The following is an 18,646-nucleotide window of genomic DNA, read 5'->3' as shown; positions in this document are numbered from 1 at the left end:
CTCTTACATGCGAAGTGTGATGCGGGATTCGGGGCGGGCGTCTCAGACCAGCAGCGTCAGGATCAGGCCGTACATGACCGCTGCGGGGATCAGTACCTGCCAGCCGACCGACAGCAGCGTCTTGAGGCGGGTGGCCTCGGCGAAGCCCAGGGCAGACATCATGTTGGGGTTGGGGAAAGGGCCGTAGGTGTCGGCTTTGGAAGCCCACAGGTAAGTCACGGCCCACGTGGCGGGGGTGAGTCCGATGCTGGTGCCGAGGGGACCGAACACCTTGTTCAGCAGCACCACGTGTGCGGCGGTAGCGCCCGGGACGCCCAGCCAACCGAGCAGCGCCACCGCTACGGCGAACGACAGCACCGGCAGGTCGTGCAGCTGCGGGCCGAACCAGTCCAGGAGGACGTCGTACGGCTTGAGTTCGTTGACCATCTGGAAGAACGCGGCGAGTATCCAGAACAGCAGGAAGGTCTCCACCATGCGTCCCGCGCCGCGGCAGAGCGCGTCGATGGTGCCCCTCACGGACAATCCGCCGGCTGTGGCGGTGACCACGGCCATCACTGGGAGGGCCAACAGGGGAAAGGCGGTGCCTCCCTTGCTCATCGTGGCGTAGGCGACCGAGACCACGAGGACTACCGAGAATGCCCAAGTGGCGCGCACGGTATGGGGCCCGGGGACTTGCTCGTCCGCTCCGGTCAGCTCGTCTTCGTAGAAGTCGTCGCCGCCGAGTGCCGAGCGGCGCTGCACGCGCGGCACGACGACCATCGAGAGCAGCAGGGACAGGAGGGCGAGGGGGCCCGCGGCAACGAGGACATAGGTCCCGTACTCCACTCCGGAGGCGTCCAGGATCGCGATGTTCGACCCGGCGAAGGGGGCCAGCGCCAGCCCCGCACAGCCGCCCAGGAACATCATGCTGGCCGTCGCTGAGCGTGTGAAGCCGGCACGTGCCGTAATGGGGATGAGGATCGGCGCCGCGATCGCCAGCGCACCGGCGAGCGTGCCGAGCGCGAAGACCAGGAGCAGGCAGGACATCATCACGCCGAGCTGGACCGCCAGTTGGCTGTCCCGCCGGACCACGCGCATGACGCCGCGGACCAGGAGGTCCGCGGCTCCTGTCTGCCGCAGTACCTCCCCCAGGCCGGAGCCCAGCAGGCAGATGACACCGATGACGGTCACCGTGTCACCGAGCGCGCTCCCAAGGAGGATGCCGACATCGGTGGGCGGACGCTGCGCGAGGACGACCCCGGCCAGCAGGGAGATCACGGTGGCCAGCAGGAGATTCATGCCGCACAGCGAGAGCACAGCATAAAGGACGATCGGGAGCAGACCCCAGATCGTGGGGGTGTGCACCAGGAAGCCGAGCACGAGCGCGGCGATCAGACCGGCCCCCGCGATGGCGTACTGCGTGACGGTCCGCAGCGAGCGGCCGTGCCGGGGCGCGGCCGCGACAGCGGGGGGCTTCTCGGTCATCGACATGGCGCGCTCCAGACCTCGTGGTCATCGCGGTCGTTGGTCGTGGTATCTGGCGGGCTGGGCGGACCGGTCAAGGAGACGGGGGGGCCGAAGGCCGGTGTCGTGGCGTCCGGCCGGCCAAGGGAGAGAAGGGCGTCCGCCTGGCCGACGCCGCTCTCGGCAAGGATCTCCTCAAGGGACTGCTCCGGGCGGACCGTGGCGAACCGTACGGCCGGTCCCTGCGTGGTGAAGCCGTGCACGGCGGGTCGGGCGAGGCTGTTGTACGACCATGGCGTGGAGAAGTAGTAGCCGCCGGTGTCGTGGAGCACCACTACATCCCCCGGTTCCAGTTCGGGCAGTTCGCCTCCGCGGACCACGAGATCACCGGCGAAGCAACACGGTCCCGCAACGTCTTGCACACGCGGCGTCCCGCGTTTGGGCCGCCCCTCGGCGTCGTACACCCCGACCCGCAGCGGCCACGCCTGAGGCATGAAGACGGTGCGGGTCGCGATGTGGGCTCCTGCGTGGGTCAACGCGATCCGGCGGCCGCCGGTGTCCTTGGTGTACTCCACGACCGCAGCGATGAAGCCGTTCTTGGCCACGAGCGAGCGCCCGAACTCCGTCACCAGCGAATACCGTCCGTCGAAGAGCCCCGGCACACTGGTCCTCAGCTGCTCGACATAGTCCGCGTAGGACGGGCGGATCTCGTCGTCGTCGAAGTTGACCGGCAGGCCGCCGCCGATGTCCAGGCTGGTGACCTGCCGCCGGCCCGCAGCGGTGTTGATCTCTTCCGCGAGTTCGTACGCGGCGCGCACCCCTTCGGCGATCAGTTCCAGGGAACATCCCTGCGAACCTACGTGCACATGCACTCGGGTGAGCCAGGAGTGTGCGGCGAACGCGCCGAGGATGCGTTGCCGGGCGCCGGTGTCCTTCAGCGGAACACCGAACTTGGAGTTCAGTGACGCGGTGCTCATGGCGTCGATCGACCCGGTGCCGACCTGCGGGTTGATCCGCAAACCGCACACCGAGGAGCTGTTACCTGCCGAGAGCAGCGTCTCGATCCGGTCCAGCTCGGCGAAGTTGTCGGCGTTGACCGCTACGCCCAGGGAGAGGGCGTGCGTCAGCTCGGCTTGTGTCTTGGCCGGTGAATCCAGGACGATGCGCTCCGGCGAGAAACCCGCAGCAAGGGCTTGCGCCAGCTCACCGGGGCTGGCGACCTCGCATCCCATGCCGGACCGGGCGAGCAGCCGCAGCACCGGGACCAAGGACGCAGCCTTGGCGGCGAAGGTATGCAGGACCGGGGCATCGCCGAACGCCTCCCGCAGGTCACGCACGGACTCCCGGACGCCGTCAGCGTCGAAGAAGCCCGTGACCAGGTGGTCGGCGCCGATCAGACCTGTGCGGACCGCCTCACGGACGACCCCGTCGCGTCGGCCGGGATCGATCCGGCGGTACGTCCCGGACACGCCCGTGCCGCTGACGCGTCCCTCCCCGCTGTTCTCGTCGTTGTGCGCATACATGTCGATCGCGACCTCCTCCGAAGCACCCGTGGCGTGCACCAGAGTCGAGGAACTCCGCGAGAAGTCGTCACATACGCTCGAAATCGTCACGTCTGCACATTGAACGCGGGTAGGCGCGCACGCAACCATGTGATAGAGACGGGGAATGGCGCAGGATATCGTCGACGAAAGAGACCTGGCGCTGATCAACGCGCTGCAGGTCACCCCGCGCGCGTCCTGGGCTCAACTGGGGCAGGCCCTGGACTTGGACCCCATGACGGTCGCGCGCCGCTGGGCGCGCCTTTGCGACAGCGGACTGGCCTGGGTCACCTGCGTCGCCGGGCCGGCGCTGCACAGTGATTTCTGCATGGCTTACATCGAGATCGAGTGCGGTCCGGGGCGGCTGGAAGCGGTGGCGGCGGCGCTCAGCGCCGAGCGTCCCGTCCGCTATGTCCACCACCTCACGGGCCCCTACGGTCTACTGGTCGTGATCGCGTTGCGGACGCCTGCGGCGGTGTCCGCCTACGTGCGCCACACGATCGACCGCCTGCCCGGTGTGCGGTCGTCCCGAGTGGAGATGCGGACCGTGGGATACAGCGAGGCGAGCCGGTGGAGGCTGCGCAGTCTGGAGCGGTCGCAGCAGCACGTGCTCGAGTCGCTCGAGGCGCGGCCCGCGGCAGTGGGCGGGGCGCGGGTGGATGTCACGGATCAGGAGCTGTACCGGCTGCTGCACGAGGACGGCCGCATGCCGTTCACCGTGCTGGCCGACCGTGCCGGGATCAGCGAGCCCACCGCGCGCCGCCGCGTCAAACGGCTGCTCGCGAGTCGGCTGCTGCGGCTGCGCTGTGAGGTGGCGCAGTCCATATCGGGCTGGCCGGTGACCGCGGTGTGCTGGGCGAGCGTCCCGCCGCAGCATCTGGAGTCGACGGCGCGCTCGCTGACCGCGCTACAGGACGTCCGGCTATGTTGCGGCTTGACAGGGGGCCGGAACCTGCTGTTGATGGTGTGGTTGCGGACGCTCGGCGACCTGCCGCGGCTGGAGGCGGCTATCACTGAACGCTCCTCCCATGTGACCATCGTCGATCGGGCCACCGTCCTTCATACCGTCAAGCAGATGGGCCGGCTGCTGGATGCTGAGGGACGAAGCATCGGTAACGTGGCGCCTAATGTCGAGGTGCTGGCGGAGTCCTGACAGGCGGATCGTGCTGGCCGGTTGCCCGGCCCAGTCGGCAGCGGAGCCATGGCGCACCGGCAGAGTCCTCGGCTGCGTCCTCTGCGGGCGTCATCTTGCGGCCGATGTCATCCTGTGCCGCTCGAAAAGTCCTCGCTGCAAGCGGCACAGGGAGACAGCCGCCGAATCTGCAGACGGGGTGTGGACGATGGTGTCGTGATGAACACCGATGACGGGCGTGTGAAGCGGTGAGTGTCGAGCCGCCGGTCATTCCCGTCCATCACAACAGAAGTCGTTGCAGTACTAGCGTTTTCCGGCGCGGCCGTCGTACTCCTCGCGAGCGGTGAGGACTTCCTCGATGTGCCGCACCGACCATTCCGTGAGCGCTCTCAGGGGGCCTCGCAGCGTCTGGCCGAGCGGGGTCAGCTCGTACTCCACGCGGGTCGGCACCTCCGGGTACACCGTCCGCAGGACCAGTCCGTCGCGTTCGAGGGTGCGCAGCGTCTGGGTGAGCATCTTCTCGCTCACTCCCGCCAGCCGCTGCCGCAGTTGGGTGAACCGGCACGTTCCGTGCTTGCCGAGTTCGCCCAGTACGAGAACCGCCCACTTGCTGCCGATCTGGTCGAGCACGTCACGCGATGGGCAGCCACGCGCGTACGGGTCCCATGACGGTATGGGCTCGATCACATCCTCGGCGGTCGCCACACTGCTCACCTCGATACTTTCTTCCAGGTTGCTACCTTACCGCAAAGTGGTTCCTTACCAGAAGAGAGTGAGCAGGTCACCCTGGGGTTCGTGCCGCGGAAGGGTCCGCGGCAGGAAGGGGAGACCTCATGTCGCTCGTTGTCACCGGAGCCTCCGGTCAGCTGGGCAGGCTCACTGTCGAAGCACTGCTGGCGCGCGGAGTGCCGGCTGCGGACGTCATCGCGACCAGTAGGGACATCGCCGGGATCAAGGACTTCGCCGACCGCGGCGTCGTGGTGCGCCGGGCCGACTTTGCGGAGCCGGACAGTCTCGCGGCGGCCTTCGAGGGCGCGGACAAGCTGCTGCTGATATCGACCACGACCGTGGACGAGCGGGTCGCCAACCACCGCCGCGCCATCGACGCCGCGGTGACGGCAGGCGTGTCGTTGGTGGCGTACACGAGCATGTCGCACGCGGACACGGCCACCACGGTCCTCGCCTCCACCCATCGCGCCACAGAGGAGTACCTGCGGGAGCGCGCCATCCCCAGCGTGATGCTGCGCAACAGCTGGTACCTGGAGAACTACACCGCCCAACTCCCGCTGATACTCCGCAACGGAGTCGTCGTCGGGGCAGCCGGCCAGGGCAGGATCAGCGCCGCGGCCCGCGCCGACTACGCCGACGCCGCAGCGGTCGTGCTGACCACCGAGGGCCATGCCGGCGGAGTGTACGAGCTGGGCGGCGACGAGGCGTTCACCCTGGCCGAGCTCGCCGCGGCGATCTCGGCCGCCGCCGGGAAGCAGATCACATACATCGACCTCACGGCCGATGCCCTCGCCCAGGTGCTGACCGACGCCGGCCTGCCCGCCGAGCTGGCGCACGTCCTCGTCGACGCCGACCTCGGCATGAGCCGCGGCGAGCTGTTCACCGCCTCCGGTGACCTGCGGTGCCTGATCGGACGGCCGACCACACCGCCGGCCGACGCGATCACCGACGCACTGCGCTGACAGGCCGCCGGCCACCGACTCGCTTCTCCCACTTGTCCACATCCCTTCGGTCACCCGGGGAAAGGTCCTTCACGATGTCCACCCGCACCACCGCCCACGCCACTTGGCGGCGTTCGTTCCTTACTCTCACCACGGCGTCCGCTGCTCTGGCGGCCCTCGCACTTCCCGCTGCCGCGTTCGCCCAAGACTGCGGGGGCAACGGCCACACGATCACGGTCAACGGCAGCCGGGCCTTCCCCGAGAGCGTCGCGGCCGACCGCCACTACGTCTACACCACCAGCACCGCCGACGGCACCGTCTACCGCGGGCGCCCTGGAGCGACGACGCTCCAACCCTTCCTGCCGGGCGGCCAGGACGACCGTACCCAGGCCACCGGGATCAAGACCACCGGCAACCGCCTGCTGGTCGCCGGCGCCTTCACCGGGCGCTTCTTCGTGTACACGAACACCGGGAAGCTTGTCTCCTCCTACACCGTCCCCGACACGGGCGAGTCGACCCTCGTCAACGACGCGACCGTCACCCCCGACGGGGACGTCTACATCACGGACTCCTTCCGCGCCGTCGTCTACCGGATCCCGGCCGCCGAGGTGAACACCTCCGCCACCGGCGCCCATCGGACCCTGGAGGTGGCCTACCGCCTGCCGGACTACGTGGCCGGCCAGTCCAACGGCAACGGCGTCGTCACCACCCCCGACGGCAAGTCGCTGATCATCGGCTACTGGTACAGCGGCGCGCTCTACCGCCTCACCCTCGCCACCGGCGAGATCCGCAAGCTCGCCGCACCGGCCCTGACCGGCGCCGACGGCATAGCACGACGAGGGAACACCCTCTACATCGCCCGATCCGCGGACAACGAGATCGACACCGTGCGGCTGTCCCGCGACGGCACCCGGGCCACCGTCGTCTCCACCCTCACCTACCCCGGGGCCGACACCACCACCAGCGTCGCGGTGAGCGGAAACCGGCTGCTGGTGACCAACTCCCAGATGGACACCTTCCTGTACGGCGATCCGCAGACCAGCCCGGCCTTCACCCTCGAAAGCCTGCCGCTGCGCTGACCCAGGACGCGGGCAAGCACTGGCGGATCTCGCCGGTCAGACCACCTCAGGAGCGTCCGAGGCCGGTGCTGCAGAGCCCCCTTTCGGACTCCGGCAGCATGCTGGTGGGCTCGCACGACGCTGGAGTCAACCCACACCGGCCAGCCGATACTGCTGGCCGCATCTGCCCGAGCCTGGGCCGCCCGGAGCATCCGCTCGAAGGTGCCGTCCAGAGCCCACCGGCGAAACCAGGTGTGCAAAGTGGCCCACGGCCATACCGCTCGGGCACATCCCGCCTGGCGTGCCCGTGTGGAACTTGGACACGATCCCGTTCAGCACGGTTCGGTCGTCCAACAGCTTCGCCTCCGCAAGGACTCAGGCAGCACCGGCCGGGCCCGGCGGCCGGTGAGGAACAGCGAGCCGCAGGTGCGCCGGGCGCCGAGGCGGGGCAGGAACTGGGCGGTGTCGGACTGCCAGTGAACCCACTCGGTTCGGTTGTCCGCCCTTGGCGGTAATCCTGCCGCGTTTGTCCTGCGGGTACGGGTCTTCCACGTTCAGGCAAACGCCCGACCGCCCCGAAACGTCCGAGGACCGGCGGGTACTGGACGCGCTCGCGCACGCCCAGCGGCACCGACACGCCCGCGGCGAGTATCGGCCTGTGCGAGGAGGGCGAGACCACCGCGTTCGATGCGGTTTCCTTCCGCCGGCAGCTTGAGGACAAGCTCGCCGCGGCCGCTGCGGCGGCGGATGCTGGGTACCCGGACAACGAGGGCCTGGTCATCGACCCCGAGACCGGCATCCCGTCGCTGAAGCCGCACCGCTCGGAGGGCCAGCGCCCCTCGGCGAAGCGCCTGGAGCAGGAGATCAAGGCCAGGATGCCGGAGCGCTCGCTGATGGGGATCGGGGTGGATTGGTGGCAGCGCTTCGGCCCGGCGTCCGGCAACGACCCGAAGCTCGACGTCGACTTCACTCAGCTCCGCGACCAGGACCTGACCGCCGTCGGCCTCGGCCAAGCTGCCTGACCCGGGCCGCGAGCGGGTCGGCAACATGAGGCCATGGAGGGAAATCACCGGCCCGCATCGGCGATGACCTACCACGCGGAGCCGGGCTCGTCGGACATGGCGGCGCCGACCCGGCTGAGAGCTGCCGCGGAGCTGCGCACCGACCGATGACCGGTCAGTGCGGACCCGGTCTACCGGTTCGCGGCTTCGCGAGAGGTGATCCGGCTCATGCGACCGACCGCGCGGCCCACCGTGTTGCGCACCGCGAGGCCCGGCCGAGTGCGGGGCACCATGAGCCTGGAGAGCAGACCGACGCGTCGCTGCCGCGGGCCTACCTCACGGCGGTGCCGCGACTCGTAGGCGGCGAAGGCGCGGGCGTGATCACCGGGATGGGCGGCGAGCTCTTCTGCGAGGGCGTACGCGCCCGCCATCGCCATGCTGGACCCGTCGCCCAGCAGGGCTGTCGCCGCCGCCGCGTCCCCGAGCAGTACGACCCGTCCGCTGGACCACGAGGGCATCCGGACGGTGGTCAGGGGGTCGAAGAACGGAGCCGGGTGGTCGAGGAACGCCGCCACGAGTTCCGGTGCCCGCCACCGGACGTCGGCGTAGGCGTCGGCCACGGTCTGCTTGTGAAGGGCGATGTTCTTGCGGTCGTGGGACGCCGGCTGTGCGGCCCGGAAGGTGAAGATCGCGAGCGGGGTGGTCCGCGAGGGGTGGACGACCAGCATCCGGTTCGGCACGGTCAGCATCGTCATCTCGCTCGGGTCCTCGATGGCGTCGGGTTCCAGCGGGACGGTCGCGCCGTACAGGCCCAGGTCGCTCACGAACTGCCGCTCGGGTCCGAATACCAGGCGCCGTACGGTGGAGTGCATCCCGTCGGCACCGACGACCAAGTCAAAGCGCCGTGGCGCGGACCGCCGGAAGGTGACGTCGACCCCACCTCCGTCCTGGTCGAGAGCGGTGACCGTGTCGTCGAACAAGAACTCGGCCTCGGTCTGCGCCGACCGGTGGAGCACCTCGGACAGGTCGGCTCGGGTCACCTCGACCGTCGGAGCCTTGTCCGAGGTGAGCGGGAGTTGCAGGATTCGCCTGCCGCCGGGGTCGAGCAGGGTCAGCGACCGATTGCGGGTGGCGAGCCCGCGGAGCTGCGGGAGGATGCCCATGCGCTGGGCGACCGGGATGGCGGGCCCTTTCACGACGATCGCGCTACCACCGGAGCGCAGCTGCCGGGCATGTTCGATGACCGTCGGCCGGTATCCATTCCGGGAGAGCCAGTACGCGAGTGCGGGCCCTGCAATTCCGGCACCGACTATCAGCACTTCGGGCTTCTTCACGACGATGACCTCTCGGAGTGTCGATGACCAGGTCCCCGGCGAGTGCCGGGCCGGGTCTCAGGGGGCGGCGGCACGGGGCAGCACAACCGGACCAAGGTACGAACGATTTCGTACCTCAGTGGAGCACATCCTTCAGGTACGATTCAAGTCGTACCTGAAGGGGGTGCCACGTGGCCGGGAGGAACCGGATGGGCCCGGAGGCCGATGCGCTCGATCTGGGTGCGGTGTTTCGCGCCCTCGCCGACGAGCACCGTCGTTCGGTGATGACGGAGTTGGCCTCCGACCGCAGCGACAGCGAGCGGGGCTGCAACTCGTTCGATCTTCCGATCTCGAAGCAGACCCAGACCCACCACTTCCGGGTCCTGCGCGAGGCAGGTCTCATTGACGAGATCGACTACGGCAACCGCAAGGGCATCCGACTACGACGCGCGGACATCGAGAAGAGGTTTCCCGGGCTGCTCGCGCTCCTGGGAACAGAGCCCCCGGGCGGTACCGCCCCTCGCTGAGTACACCGGAGGGGAGTCCGAGTCGGCCCTGAGCCGCGAGCTCGACTGCGGGTGTGAGTAGTTGGCGTGCAGGAAATCCCGGCGAGATTGATCATGGTCGGCTAGCACACCGTCCCGCGGCCTCGCCGAGGTTCACGGAAAGACCGTCGAGCGGGTGCCGGCGCTGGCTACGGTCCGCCTCGTGCCGGTGGAGTTTCTGACTGATGAGCAGGCCGAGGCGTACGGGACGTTCTCCGAGGTGCCCACGCGCCCGGAGCTGGAGCGGTTCTTCTTCCTCGACGATGACGACCGTGATCTGATCGCGCTGCGTCGTACGGACGCGCACCGGCTGGGCATGGCGGTGCAGATCTGCACGGTCCGCTACGTCGGCCGGTTCCTGGGCGAGGACCCGCTCGCGGTGCCGTGGGAGGCCGTGGAGTACCTGGCCGGGCAGCTCGGCATCGCGGACGCCTCGTGCGTGAAGCGGTACGCCGAGCGGCGCTCGACGGTGTACGAGCACGCGGACGAGATCCAGAGGCGGTTCAAGCACCGGGACTTCACCGACCGGAAGTGGGGGCGGGAGTTCCGCAGCTTCCTGTACGGGCGGGCGTGGACGCACGCCGAGCGGCCGGTGGCGCTGTTCAACCACGCGGTGACGTGGCTGCGGAAGAACCGGCTGCTGCTGCCGGGTGTCTCGGTGCTGGCCCGGCAGGTGTCGGAGGCCCGTACGGCGGCCGAGCGGCGCCTGTACGAGGCGGTGGCCAGGGCGACGGTCCGGGCGGATGCGGCGCTCGCGCCGGCCTTGGCGGAGCTGCTGGTGGTGCCCGAGGGCAGGCGGGTCTCGGAGCTGGAGCGGTTGCGCACTCCGCCGGTGAAGTCGACGGGCACGGCGATGGCGCGGGCGATGGAGCGGGTGGAGGAGATCTCCGCGTTCGCGCTGGGCCGGGTGAACCTGTCGCGCGTGCCGGTGAACCGGCTGTCCGCGCTGGCCCGGTACGGGCAGCTGAGCAAGGCGCAGACGATCGAGCGGGCGCCGGATCCGCGGCGGACCGCGCTGCTGACGGCGGTGGTGCGGCAGCTGGAGGCGCAGGCGGTGGACGACGCGCTGGATCTGTTCGCGGTGCTGATGGTGAACCGGTTGATCAGCCCCGCGCGGTGGGCGTCGGACCGGGCGTCTGGCGATGCTTCCGCGGCTGGAGAAGGCGGCCCGGATCCTGGCGAAGGCGTCGAAGATCCTCGTCGAGGAGCTGGACCTGGTCGCCGAGCACGAGGCGGACCTGGACGTCGCCGCGCTGTGGGCGGCGGTCGAGGAGGCCGTGCCGCGTACGGCGGTGGCCGGCGCGGTGGCGACCGTCGAGGCCCTGGTGCCCGAGGACGACGGGTCGGCGGAGGCGGCGATGCGCGAGAAACTGGCCCTGCGCTACAATACCGTGCGCCCGTTCCTGTCCCTGCTGGGCGAGTCGGACGCGCTGGGCGCTGCCCCGGCCGGGCGGCGCATCCTCAAGGCGGTGCGCGGCCTGCCCGCGCTGTCCTGGCGCCGGGTCAAGGACCGGCCGCTGCTGCCCCGCGAAGTCGACGCCGAGCTGGTGCCAGCGATGTGGAAGCGCGCGGTGTTCTCCAACGCCAAGCTGCCGCGGGGCGCGGTCGACCGCGACGCGTACGTGGTGTGCGTCATGGAGCGGCTGCACCGCGCCCTGAACCGGCGCGATGTGCTCGCCTCCCCGTCGAACCGGTGGGCGGACCCGCGCGCCCGGCTGCTGGACGGGCCGCGGTGGGAGGCGATGCGCGCGGACGCGCTCGCGGGCCTGTCCCTGGGCCGCTGCACCCGCTGGTGAAGACGTGCGGGAAATACGCGGTGTCCGGGCCCTGTGGCGACCTGCTGAACGCGTTCGTCGCACCTAGGTAAGCCAGTCGCAGCAGCACGACCGATCATCATGACGCGTGGCCCACCGACTACGCGAGAGAGCCGACTCAAGCGACCGAGGCCGGTGACTGTGGAGCGCGGTGCAGGCCTCCGACCAGGGCGGATGACATTCTCGGCAGGCGCAGAGCCCAGGCCGGTGGCCGGGTGGTGACACCACCACACCGCAAGTTCAAGAAGAACGCCCCGGACTGGGACGAGCAGATACACGAGCGCCAGCGCAAGCCACACCCATCACGCCGTATCCGTGTCGAGCACGGATATTGCCGCGCAGATCATTCCGAACGCAGGTCGCTGAGTTGAAGAACGACGGTCCCAAGGACCGCTGGCCTCATCTCTCCTTGACATCCTCTCCGTACCTGTCCCGGACGCGGAGAGGAAGTCATACCCCGGCCGACGTCAGCAGGTGCTGGGTCAGGTCGGTGAGTCGGCGGCGATACTCTGGGGCGAGCGTCCATTCATGGGACGGCTGCTTCTCCTCTCCCTTGAAGTAGTAGCGGCCACTTACTTCGGCCAGTTCGGGTGCCTCGATCAGGCGCCGGGTCGCTGCGATCCCGGATTCCAGCGTGTCCTGAGCCTCAGCGCCGGAGTTCCTCTGAATCGAAGTTGGCATGAATGTCGCTGGGTGCACACTGTTCGCGGTGACACCGGTGCCAGCCAGCTCCTCGGCCAGATCGGCCGTCCAGTTGATCATCGCCAGTTTCGATCGGCTGTAGGCACGCACCTCGGTGAATTCCTTGAGCATCTGCGGGTCGTCGAAGTCGATCGGTTCCTGCGCGGCCGAGGCGATGTTGACAATGCGCGATGGGCTGCCCGCGCGCAACAGTGGCAGTAGTTCCCGGGTGAGTAGCACAGGGCTCAGATAGTTCACCGCCAGCCGCTGCTCGTATCCGTCTGCTGACATGCTTCGGGTGGTGCCGTTCCAAGTGAAGCCCACGCCCGCGTTGTTGACCAGCACATCGAGGCGGGCGTGCCGAGCTGCCACCTCGGCCGCGAGTCGTTGGGTCTCGGCCAGAGCGGACAGGTCGGCGATATATTCCTCGGCCCCGAGACGCTGCGCGATCGGCGCCAATCGCTGCGGGTCACGACCATGCAGAAGCAACTGGTGCCCGGCCTCTGCGAGCTCCTCGGCCAGAGCGAGACCAAGACCGTTCGTCGCTCCAGTGATCAGAATCGACGCCATGGTGCCACCTTTCCTTGCAGGGGGAAGGCCCGGCGCCCAGGTGGGCGCTGGGCCAGGTCATGATCTGATCAGTGAGCGGACTGGGTGTGGTCCTGCTCCACATACACCTTGAGGGCCTGGAACTCCTCAATCGCTCGCGGGCCGCACAGATAGCCGTAACCGCTGCCCTTGATGCCGCCCTCCTCGAAGTCCTCGCTGATGGCTCCCCAGGTGTTGATCCATACGGTGCCGGTGCGGATGCGCCGGGCGATCCGGCGGGCCTTCATCGAGTCCGAGCTGAACACCGAGGCGGCCAGACCGTAGATGGTGGCGTTCGCCTTGGTCACGGCGTCGTCCTCGTCGTCGAAGATCTCGAACGTCTGCACCGGACCGAAAACTTCTTCCTGCACGATCCGGACATCGGTGCGGTCCACCTCGATCAGGCTCGGCCGGTAGAACGCACCGGCGGCCAAGGGACCGTCGGTGACCACACCGCCGCGCAGCAGTACCGTGCCGTACGAGGTAGCTTCCTCGACGATCGCGTCCACCCGCTGGGCGGACGCCCGGTCGATCACCGGGCCGAGCTGGGCCTTCTCGTCGTCGCCCGAGCCGAGCCGCACCTGCGCGAGCGCGCTGGTAAGCCGAGTGCGCACCTGGTCGGCGATGTCCCGGTGAACCAGTACGCGGGAGCCGGTGCAGCAGAACTGCCCGTTCATCAGCACCAGCGACTGCACCACGGTCGGGATCACCATGTCCAGATCGGCGTCGGGAAAGATCACCATCGGAGCCTTGCCGCCCAGTTCCAGACCGAGCCGCTTGAGCGTGGTGGCGGCTGCGGCCGCGATCTGGCGCCCGACCGGCGTACTGCCGGTGTAGTTGATCACGTCGACCTTGTCCGAGGAGACCAGGAACGGGGCCCCGGTGTTGCCGGACTCGGTGAACACGTTGACCACGCCCGCCGGAATTTCGGCGACCGAGGCCAGAACCTGTGCGAAAAGCTCATTGGTCAGCGCCGTCTGAGCCGGAAGTTTGACCACGGCGGTGCAGCCGGCGGCCAGCGCCGGGCCCAGTGCCCGCACGGTCAGCATGATGGGGGAGTTCCAGGGAGAAATGATCCCGGCGACACCGAGTGGCTCGGGCACCGAGTGGGTGTACTGGCCGGGTGCCGTCTCGGCGGCGCGCCCGGCGCTCTGGGTGCGCGCAGACGCCGCCGCGTACCGCAGCCACCCGACCGCACCGCCGACCTCCCACATGGTCTCTCCCAGCAGCTTGCCGTTCTCCCGGGACAACATGGCCGCAACCTCGGGTACCCGGCCCTCGAGGGCGTCGGCCAGCCGGCTGAGTGCGGTCGCCCGAAGCGAGGGAGTGCGCGCCCATTCGGTGGTCGCGAACGCGGCGGCGGCGGCGTCCACGGCGACCGAAGCCTCTGCCTCGCCACCGTCGTAGAACGAGCCGACGACTGTGCCGTCGGCCGGGTTGATTGATTCCAGAACCGAGCCGGAGCCGGTCCACTGTCCGTTGATCCAGTGCTGCGCGATGGTGTTCATGACGTCGATCCTGCAATCGCGGTGAGCTTGCAGGAAGGCACAGATCTTCGTCGTACCGCCAGTACGACCCTGAGACGAGTTTGAGGGAACATGGAGACATGAACGAACTCGGGCAAGTCCTGCGCGCGTGGCGCGAACGCCTGACTCCGGAAGCCGCCGGAATCCCTCACAACTCTCCCCGCCGCGTCGCCGGTCTGCGCCGCGGCGAGTTGGCGATGCTGGCCGGAATCTCCGCTGAGTACGTGGAACGCCTGGAACAGGGTCGCTCCCTTACCCCCTCTCCTCAGGTCTGCACGGCCATCGCCCGCGTGCTTCAGCTGTCCGACGACGAACAAGCACACCTCATGCGCCTGGCCGGCCACGCCGCGGGACCGGACCGGATTCCTCAGCTGATCCCGGCGAGCCTGCACCGGCTGATGGAACAACTCGCCGTCAACCCGCTGGCTGTCTACAGCGCTGCCTGGCAGTTGTTGCACTGGAACCCACTTTTCGCGGCGACCTTCGGTGACCCGAGCTCTTCCGGCGACGACGGCCGCAACCTCATGCTGTCCCAGTTCGGGCCGGGACCCGGACGACTGCGGCTGACCAAGGCCGAACGGGACGCGTTCGAGAGTTCTCTCGTCTCCGACCTGCGCGCAACCACCAGCCGTTACCCGTACGACCCTTCCCTGGCGGCGCTCGTCACGAAGCTGCGTCGTCTCCCCCGCTTCCTGTCGTTGTGGGCCCAACCGACCGTGGGCGACCTCCAGAGTGCGCGCAAGATCGTCGTGCACCCTCAGGTCGGCGAGATCGCCCTCGAGTCCAGCGTCCTGACAATCCAGCCCGCAGACCTGCGCCTCGTGGTCTTTCTGCCGCGCCCCGACACGGACGCCCGCAGTAAGCTGGACCTGGCGGCCACCATAGGCCTTCAGCAGTGGGTCTAGGCCGGGTCTAGGCCGTGTCCTGTGAATGTCGCTGATCGGTCGACGACAGAGGTGCAATCGCGAGACACAGGGGCCCCGCTTCCCGAGGTCGTTAGGCTGAGAGGCGATGGACGAACTTATCGCCCCGCTCTTGAAGCATCTGGACCGAGAGAATCCAGGGGGCCTCGTCGGCCGGCCCCTGCCCGGGATACCCGGCGAGCTTCTCCAGACAGCGCGGCGACAGGCGACACCGGCCCCCGCTCGGCCCTCGCGAAAGCAGCGCGTCGGTAGCCACAACTGCTGCCACTGGTAAGCCGACTTCACACTCATACGCAGCTGCCGGGCCACCTCGGGCGGTTTGACCTGCTGAGCGAACAGCTCCGCCGCCTGTATCCGCACCGCTTCCCGACGCCGTCGTCCTTCTGGCCACTACTCACTCGGCGTGCCGAGTGCTGCGTGGCCCCGCGTTCGGTGACGTTGTCACCTCTGTCCCGTCCGAGCTGCTCTCAACGAACTCATCGACGAGCGGTGGGCGTTGATCGAACCATTCCTGCCCTCCTCCGGACGGGGTGGACAGTGGCGGGACCACCGGCAGGTCGTCAACGGCATCCTCTGGCAACTGCGCACCGGCGCGCCCTGGAGGGATGCGCCCGAACGCCACGGGCCATGGAAGACTCTGCACGAGCGCCTTCGCAGATGGACCGCTGATGGCGCCTGGGACCGCATCCTGTGCCGTGGCTGCGTTCGGACGCGGCCTGCTCGCCGGAGCGGCTGTTCTGCCACGTCCACGGTCGTTCCCGGTCGGCGAGCTCGCCGACGGTCACCGCGACGGTGGGTTGCGGAACACCGCGCTCGCCGTGAGGACCGTTTGCCCTTCGCTGTGCAGCCGAGCGGACACGAACGTGACCGTCCGTGTCGACCGATCGACCCTCGCCTCGCCGAACAGCAACTCACCGCCGCGAGCGGGAGCCAGGAGCGAACAGGACAACTGGAGTGTCACAGGATGGCGTTCGGGATCCGTCCCGAGGAAGGACTCGACCGTGGCGCCCAGCGTGATGTCGAGGACGGTCATGAGGAAACCGCCGTGCGCGGTGCCGTTGGGGTTGAGGTGGTGCGGCGCAAGTGGCACGCAGATGTCGGTCCGGTCGGTGGTCCTGCGCCAGGTCAGGCCGCCGACGTGGCCGAGGAACGTGCCCTCCTGGCCGAGTGGGACGAAGCCCTCGGGGATCCCGGTCATGTTCCTGCCTCCTCCACGAGGACGATCCACCTCGTCACCATCGCGGACCGTCGGTCGTCCGCCCGCCGCTCCAGCAGGCACCCCAGAGTGAGCCTTGTGGTCGCGGCCGGGCCCGGTGCCAGGGAGTCCAGAGTCAGGCGCAGGCGGAACTCGTCGCCGGGAAGGACCGGTGCGGTGAATCGGGTGTGCTCCAGTCCGTAGTTCGTCCACCTGGTGGCCCCGGCGATGGTGAAGCACTGGTTGGTCAGCGCCGTGAGCGCGGAGAGCACCAGGTACCCGTGGGCGAGGACATCGTCCAAGCCGGCCTCCGCACGGGCACGTACCGGATCGGTGTGGATCCAGTGCCGGTCATGAGTGAGCGCGGCGAAGCCGAGCACGTCGTCCTGTTCGAGCGTGGTCCAGCCGCTGACACCGATCTCGGTGTTCACATGTGCGTGCAGGTCGGCGGCGCTGTTCGCGGCCAGGGTCCTGACCGGGTTCCCGATCCTCACGATTGTGTCCTCCGTCGGTCGTAGAGCTGGTCGACGAGTGGTTGGCGGCGTTCCAGGACGACGCCGCGCACGAGTTGTCCTTTGTTGCCGACCTCGTCGCCCTCCGGCTCGGGACGCAGGAGCGCCCCGTCGAGGAGCCGGGTGCTCGGCCGGGTGTTTTCCCGGTTGTAGGTGTCCAGCAGCAGCCGCAGGTCGTCCTCCCCGAACGGTTCGGCGGCACGGCTGTCCGCCCAGACGAGCACACAGGGCGCGGACCGGTCGGCGCCGACCACGACGACGTCGCGCAGCCGGCCCCCGCCGCGGGCGAGGAGACCGGCCCGGATACCGCTCGCGTCGACCCAGGTGCCGTTGGCCAGTTTGAAGTCGTCGGCGATCCGGCCGGTGAAGCGCAGCCCGCGTTCGGGTGCCGCCGGGTCGACGAGTTCCCCCGCGTCGCCCGAGCAGTACCAGCCCTCCGCGGTGAACGCCTGGCGGCTCTGCTCGGGCTGTCCCCAGTATCCGGCCGCGACACAGGGTCCGCGTACCAGGAGTTCATGCTTGCCCGCGACGGGCCGGAGCGCAATCTCCACCCCGGGCAGCGGCGTCCCGATGCAGTCCGGGCCGACTCCGTGCGCGTGCACCATGGTCGCTCCGGGGCCCACCTCCGTCGACCCCCAACCGGTGACGATGGGGACCGGAGTTCCACGCACTGTCGCCGAGAGGTCCGACAGCCGTCTGAACACGCTCGGGTGCATGGCGGCACCGGCGCTGAACATGACGTCGAGGCGGCCGAAGAACGCGGCGCGAAAGCTCGGGCCGGCCTCCAGCGTGGGCAGGAGCGCCGCGAACCCGGCGGGAACCGCACCGTGGAAGGTGGGCCGGTGACGGCGGAGATTCTCGATCGTGACGCCGAGGCGATCGGGCCGGCCTGCGGCCTCGTCGATGTGCAGCGTTCCGCCCTGGGACAGCACGAGATTGACGTTGGCGTTGCCGCCGAAGGCGTGGTTCCACGGCAGCCAGTCGACCAGCACGGGGCGATGACTGGTCAGGAAGGGCCAGACGTCGACCGTCATCCGGATGTTCGTGGTCATCATCGTCTGGGTGTAGGCCACCGGCTTCGGCTTACCGGTCGAACCCGAGGTGAAGAGGATCTTCGCCGGGACCGAGGGGTCGATGTCCTCGGGTGCCGGACGCGCCGTGTCGTCGCGGGTCGCCTGCCGCAGCTCCTGCACAGCCGGACGGCCGACCAGGATGCGGGCCCTGGGCGCGCCGCCGGGCAGCGTCTTCGCCAGGAGCGACGCGCGCTCCTGGTCGGAAGCCCAGACCAGGGCCGGCCGGAGCAGGGCGAGGAGGTCTGTCAGCTTGCGGCGATCGGCCTCCGGGCCGGCGTACTGCGGCGCGACGGGTACGGCCACGGCGCCCGCCAGCATCACGGCCAGCTGCATGGTCAGGTGCTCGATGGAGTTCGGGCCCAGCACCACCACCCGGTCCCCGCCGCGCAGACCGCCCCGCATCAGCGAGGCGGCGACCCGGGTCACGTCCTCCCATGCCTGCGCGTACGACCATGCCGTGCGGTCCGCGGCGGCCGCCACCGTGAGCAGGGCGGCGTCGGGTGTCTCGCCGGCGAACCGGCGTAGCCAGTGAAGGACGGTCGGTGTCGGCGTACCCGCGGGGACACGGGAGCGCAGGACGAGCGAACCGTCCCGCTCGCGGTGGCAGTCGACCGCGGGTGTCACGAACATG

At 69.1% G+C, this 18,646-nt stretch carries 15 protein-coding genes and 3 pseudogenes; 8 read left to right on the top strand and 10 right to left on the bottom strand.

Going from position 1 to position 18,646, the window contains the following annotated elements; genetic code table 11:
- Nucleotides 1-42 precede the first annotated feature (42 nt).
- Nucleotides 43-1,464: a Na+/H+ antiporter NhaC family protein gene (locus ACFYOY_RS33525; protein ID WP_388591235.1), complete on the bottom strand. Its 1,422-nt coding sequence runs from the start codon at nt 1,462-1,464 to the stop codon at nt 43-45.
- Nucleotides 1,461-2,966, bottom strand: coding sequence for a diaminopimelate decarboxylase (locus ACFYOY_RS33520; protein ID WP_388591334.1), 1,506 nt, complete (start codon nt 2,964-2,966; stop codon nt 1,461-1,463). Before ACFYOY_RS33520 ends, ACFYOY_RS33525 begins: the two co-directional genes overlap by 4 nt.
- 145 nt (nt 2,967-3,111) lie before the next feature.
- On the opposite strand from ACFYOY_RS33520, the gene ACFYOY_RS33515 reads away from it, so the two are divergent.
- The gene (locus ACFYOY_RS33515) at nt 3,112-4,137 is read left to right on the top strand and encodes an Lrp/AsnC family transcriptional regulator (RefSeq protein WP_351901186.1); all 1,026 of its coding nucleotides are present in this window, start codon (nt 3,112-3,114) and stop codon (nt 4,135-4,137) included.
- Nucleotides 4,138-4,419: 282 nt separating this feature from the next.
- On the opposite strand, the gene ACFYOY_RS33510 is transcribed toward ACFYOY_RS33515, so the two are convergent.
- Entirely contained in the window at nt 4,420-4,830 is a 411-nt protein-coding gene (locus ACFYOY_RS33510) for a winged helix-turn-helix transcriptional regulator (protein WP_388591233.1), read from the bottom strand.
- A 119-nt stretch (nt 4,831-4,949) separates the two neighbouring features.
- Between ACFYOY_RS33510 and ACFYOY_RS33505 the strand changes: the two genes are divergently transcribed.
- The 3 genes from ACFYOY_RS33505 to ACFYOY_RS33495 all read left to right on the top strand — a co-directional run bounded on the left by ACFYOY_RS33505 (nt 4,950) and on the right by ACFYOY_RS33495 (nt 7,866).
- The gene (locus ACFYOY_RS33505) at nt 4,950-5,807 is read left to right on the top strand and encodes an SDR family oxidoreductase (RefSeq protein ID WP_351901188.1); all 858 of its coding nucleotides are present in this window, start codon (nt 4,950-4,952) and stop codon (nt 5,805-5,807) included.
- Between the two features lie 74 nt (nt 5,808-5,881).
- Entirely contained in the window at nt 5,882-6,865 is a 984-nt protein-coding gene (locus tag ACFYOY_RS33500) for an SMP-30/gluconolactonase/LRE family protein (RefSeq protein WP_388591231.1), read from the top strand.
- A gap of 854 nt (nt 6,866-7,719) precedes the next feature.
- Entirely contained in the window at nt 7,720-7,866 is a 147-nt protein-coding gene (locus ACFYOY_RS33495; protein WP_351901192.1) for a hypothetical protein, read from the top strand.
- A 170-nt stretch (nt 7,867-8,036) separates the two neighbouring features.
- On the opposite strand, the gene ACFYOY_RS33490 is transcribed toward ACFYOY_RS33495, so the two are convergent.
- Entirely contained in the window at nt 8,037-9,179 is a 1,143-nt protein-coding gene (locus tag ACFYOY_RS33490) for an FAD-dependent monooxygenase (RefSeq protein ID WP_351901194.1), read from the bottom strand.
- A gap of 170 nt (nt 9,180-9,349) precedes the next feature.
- Here ACFYOY_RS33490 and ACFYOY_RS33485 point away from each other — a divergent pair, with 170 nt between their 5' ends.
- Together ACFYOY_RS33485 and ACFYOY_RS33480 are read left to right on the top strand one after the other, a co-directional pair.
- Nucleotides 9,350-9,685, top strand: a complete 336-nt coding sequence (locus ACFYOY_RS33485; RefSeq protein ID WP_351901196.1) for a winged helix-turn-helix domain-containing protein — start codon at nt 9,350-9,352, stop codon at nt 9,683-9,685.
- Between the two features lie 181 nt (nt 9,686-9,866).
- Nucleotides 9,867-11,478, top strand: a pseudogene (locus ACFYOY_RS33480) (DUF4158 domain-containing protein); the annotation flags it as partial.
- A gap of 489 nt (nt 11,479-11,967) precedes the next feature.
- Here the strand turns inward: ACFYOY_RS33480 and ACFYOY_RS33475 are convergent.
- Together ACFYOY_RS33475 and ACFYOY_RS33470 are read right to left on the bottom strand one after the other, a co-directional pair.
- The gene (locus ACFYOY_RS33475; protein ID WP_388591228.1) at nt 11,968-12,768 is read right to left on the bottom strand and encodes an SDR family NAD(P)-dependent oxidoreductase; all 801 of its coding nucleotides are present in this window, start codon (nt 12,766-12,768) and stop codon (nt 11,968-11,970) included.
- Nucleotides 12,769-12,836: 68 nt separating this feature from the next.
- Nucleotides 12,837-14,294 (bottom strand): aldehyde dehydrogenase family protein, encoded by a 1,458-nt coding sequence (locus ACFYOY_RS33470; RefSeq protein ID WP_351901200.1) that lies wholly within the window; start codon nt 14,292-14,294, stop codon nt 12,837-12,839.
- A gap of 98 nt (nt 14,295-14,392) precedes the next feature.
- On the opposite strand from ACFYOY_RS33470, the gene ACFYOY_RS33465 reads away from it, so the two are divergent.
- Nucleotides 14,393-15,217 carry a helix-turn-helix transcriptional regulator gene (locus ACFYOY_RS33465; RefSeq protein WP_237510105.1) on the top strand — a complete coding sequence of 275 codons (825 nt, stop codon included), beginning with the start codon at nt 14,393-14,395 and terminating at the stop codon, nt 15,215-15,217.
- 324 nt (nt 15,218-15,541) lie between these two features.
- On the opposite strand, the pseudogene ACFYOY_RS33460 reads toward ACFYOY_RS33465, so the two are convergent.
- Nucleotides 15,542-15,595 (bottom strand): annotated as a pseudogene (locus ACFYOY_RS33460) (hypothetical protein); the annotation flags it as partial.
- A 118-nt stretch (nt 15,596-15,713) separates the two neighbouring features.
- Between ACFYOY_RS33460 and ACFYOY_RS33455 the strand changes: the two are divergent.
- Nucleotides 15,714-15,926 (top strand): annotated as a pseudogene (locus ACFYOY_RS33455) (transposase); the annotation flags it as partial.
- A 90-nt stretch (nt 15,927-16,016) separates the two neighbouring features.
- Here ACFYOY_RS33455 and ACFYOY_RS33450 read toward each other — a convergent pair.
- The 3 genes from ACFYOY_RS33450 to ACFYOY_RS33440 are packed head-to-tail and all read right to left on the bottom strand — an operon-like array spanning nt 16,017 to nt 18,645.
- The gene (locus tag ACFYOY_RS33450; protein ID WP_351901202.1) at nt 16,017-16,433 is read right to left on the bottom strand and encodes a PaaI family thioesterase; all 417 of its coding nucleotides are present in this window, start codon (nt 16,431-16,433) and stop codon (nt 16,017-16,019) included.
- Complete coding sequence (locus tag ACFYOY_RS33445) at nt 16,430-16,924, bottom strand: MaoC/PaaZ C-terminal domain-containing protein (RefSeq protein WP_388591225.1); 495 nt, start codon at nt 16,922-16,924, stop codon at nt 16,430-16,432. The genes ACFYOY_RS33450 and ACFYOY_RS33445 overlap by 4 nt, the downstream gene beginning before the upstream one ends.
- Nucleotides 16,921-18,645: an AMP-binding protein gene (locus ACFYOY_RS33440; protein WP_388591332.1), complete on the bottom strand. Its 1,725-nt coding sequence runs from the start codon at nt 18,643-18,645 to the stop codon at nt 16,921-16,923. The genes ACFYOY_RS33445 and ACFYOY_RS33440 overlap by 4 nt, the downstream gene beginning before the upstream one ends.
- Nucleotide 18,646 lies beyond the last annotated feature (1 nt).

Source organism: Streptomyces sp. NPDC007875 (assembly GCF_042868035.1).
Lineage (GTDB): Bacteria > Actinomycetota > Actinomycetes > Streptomycetales > Streptomycetaceae > Streptomyces > Streptomyces antimycoticus.
Note: the sequence above shows the minus strand (reverse complement) of the source record. Positions and strands in the feature narration are given on the sequence as shown.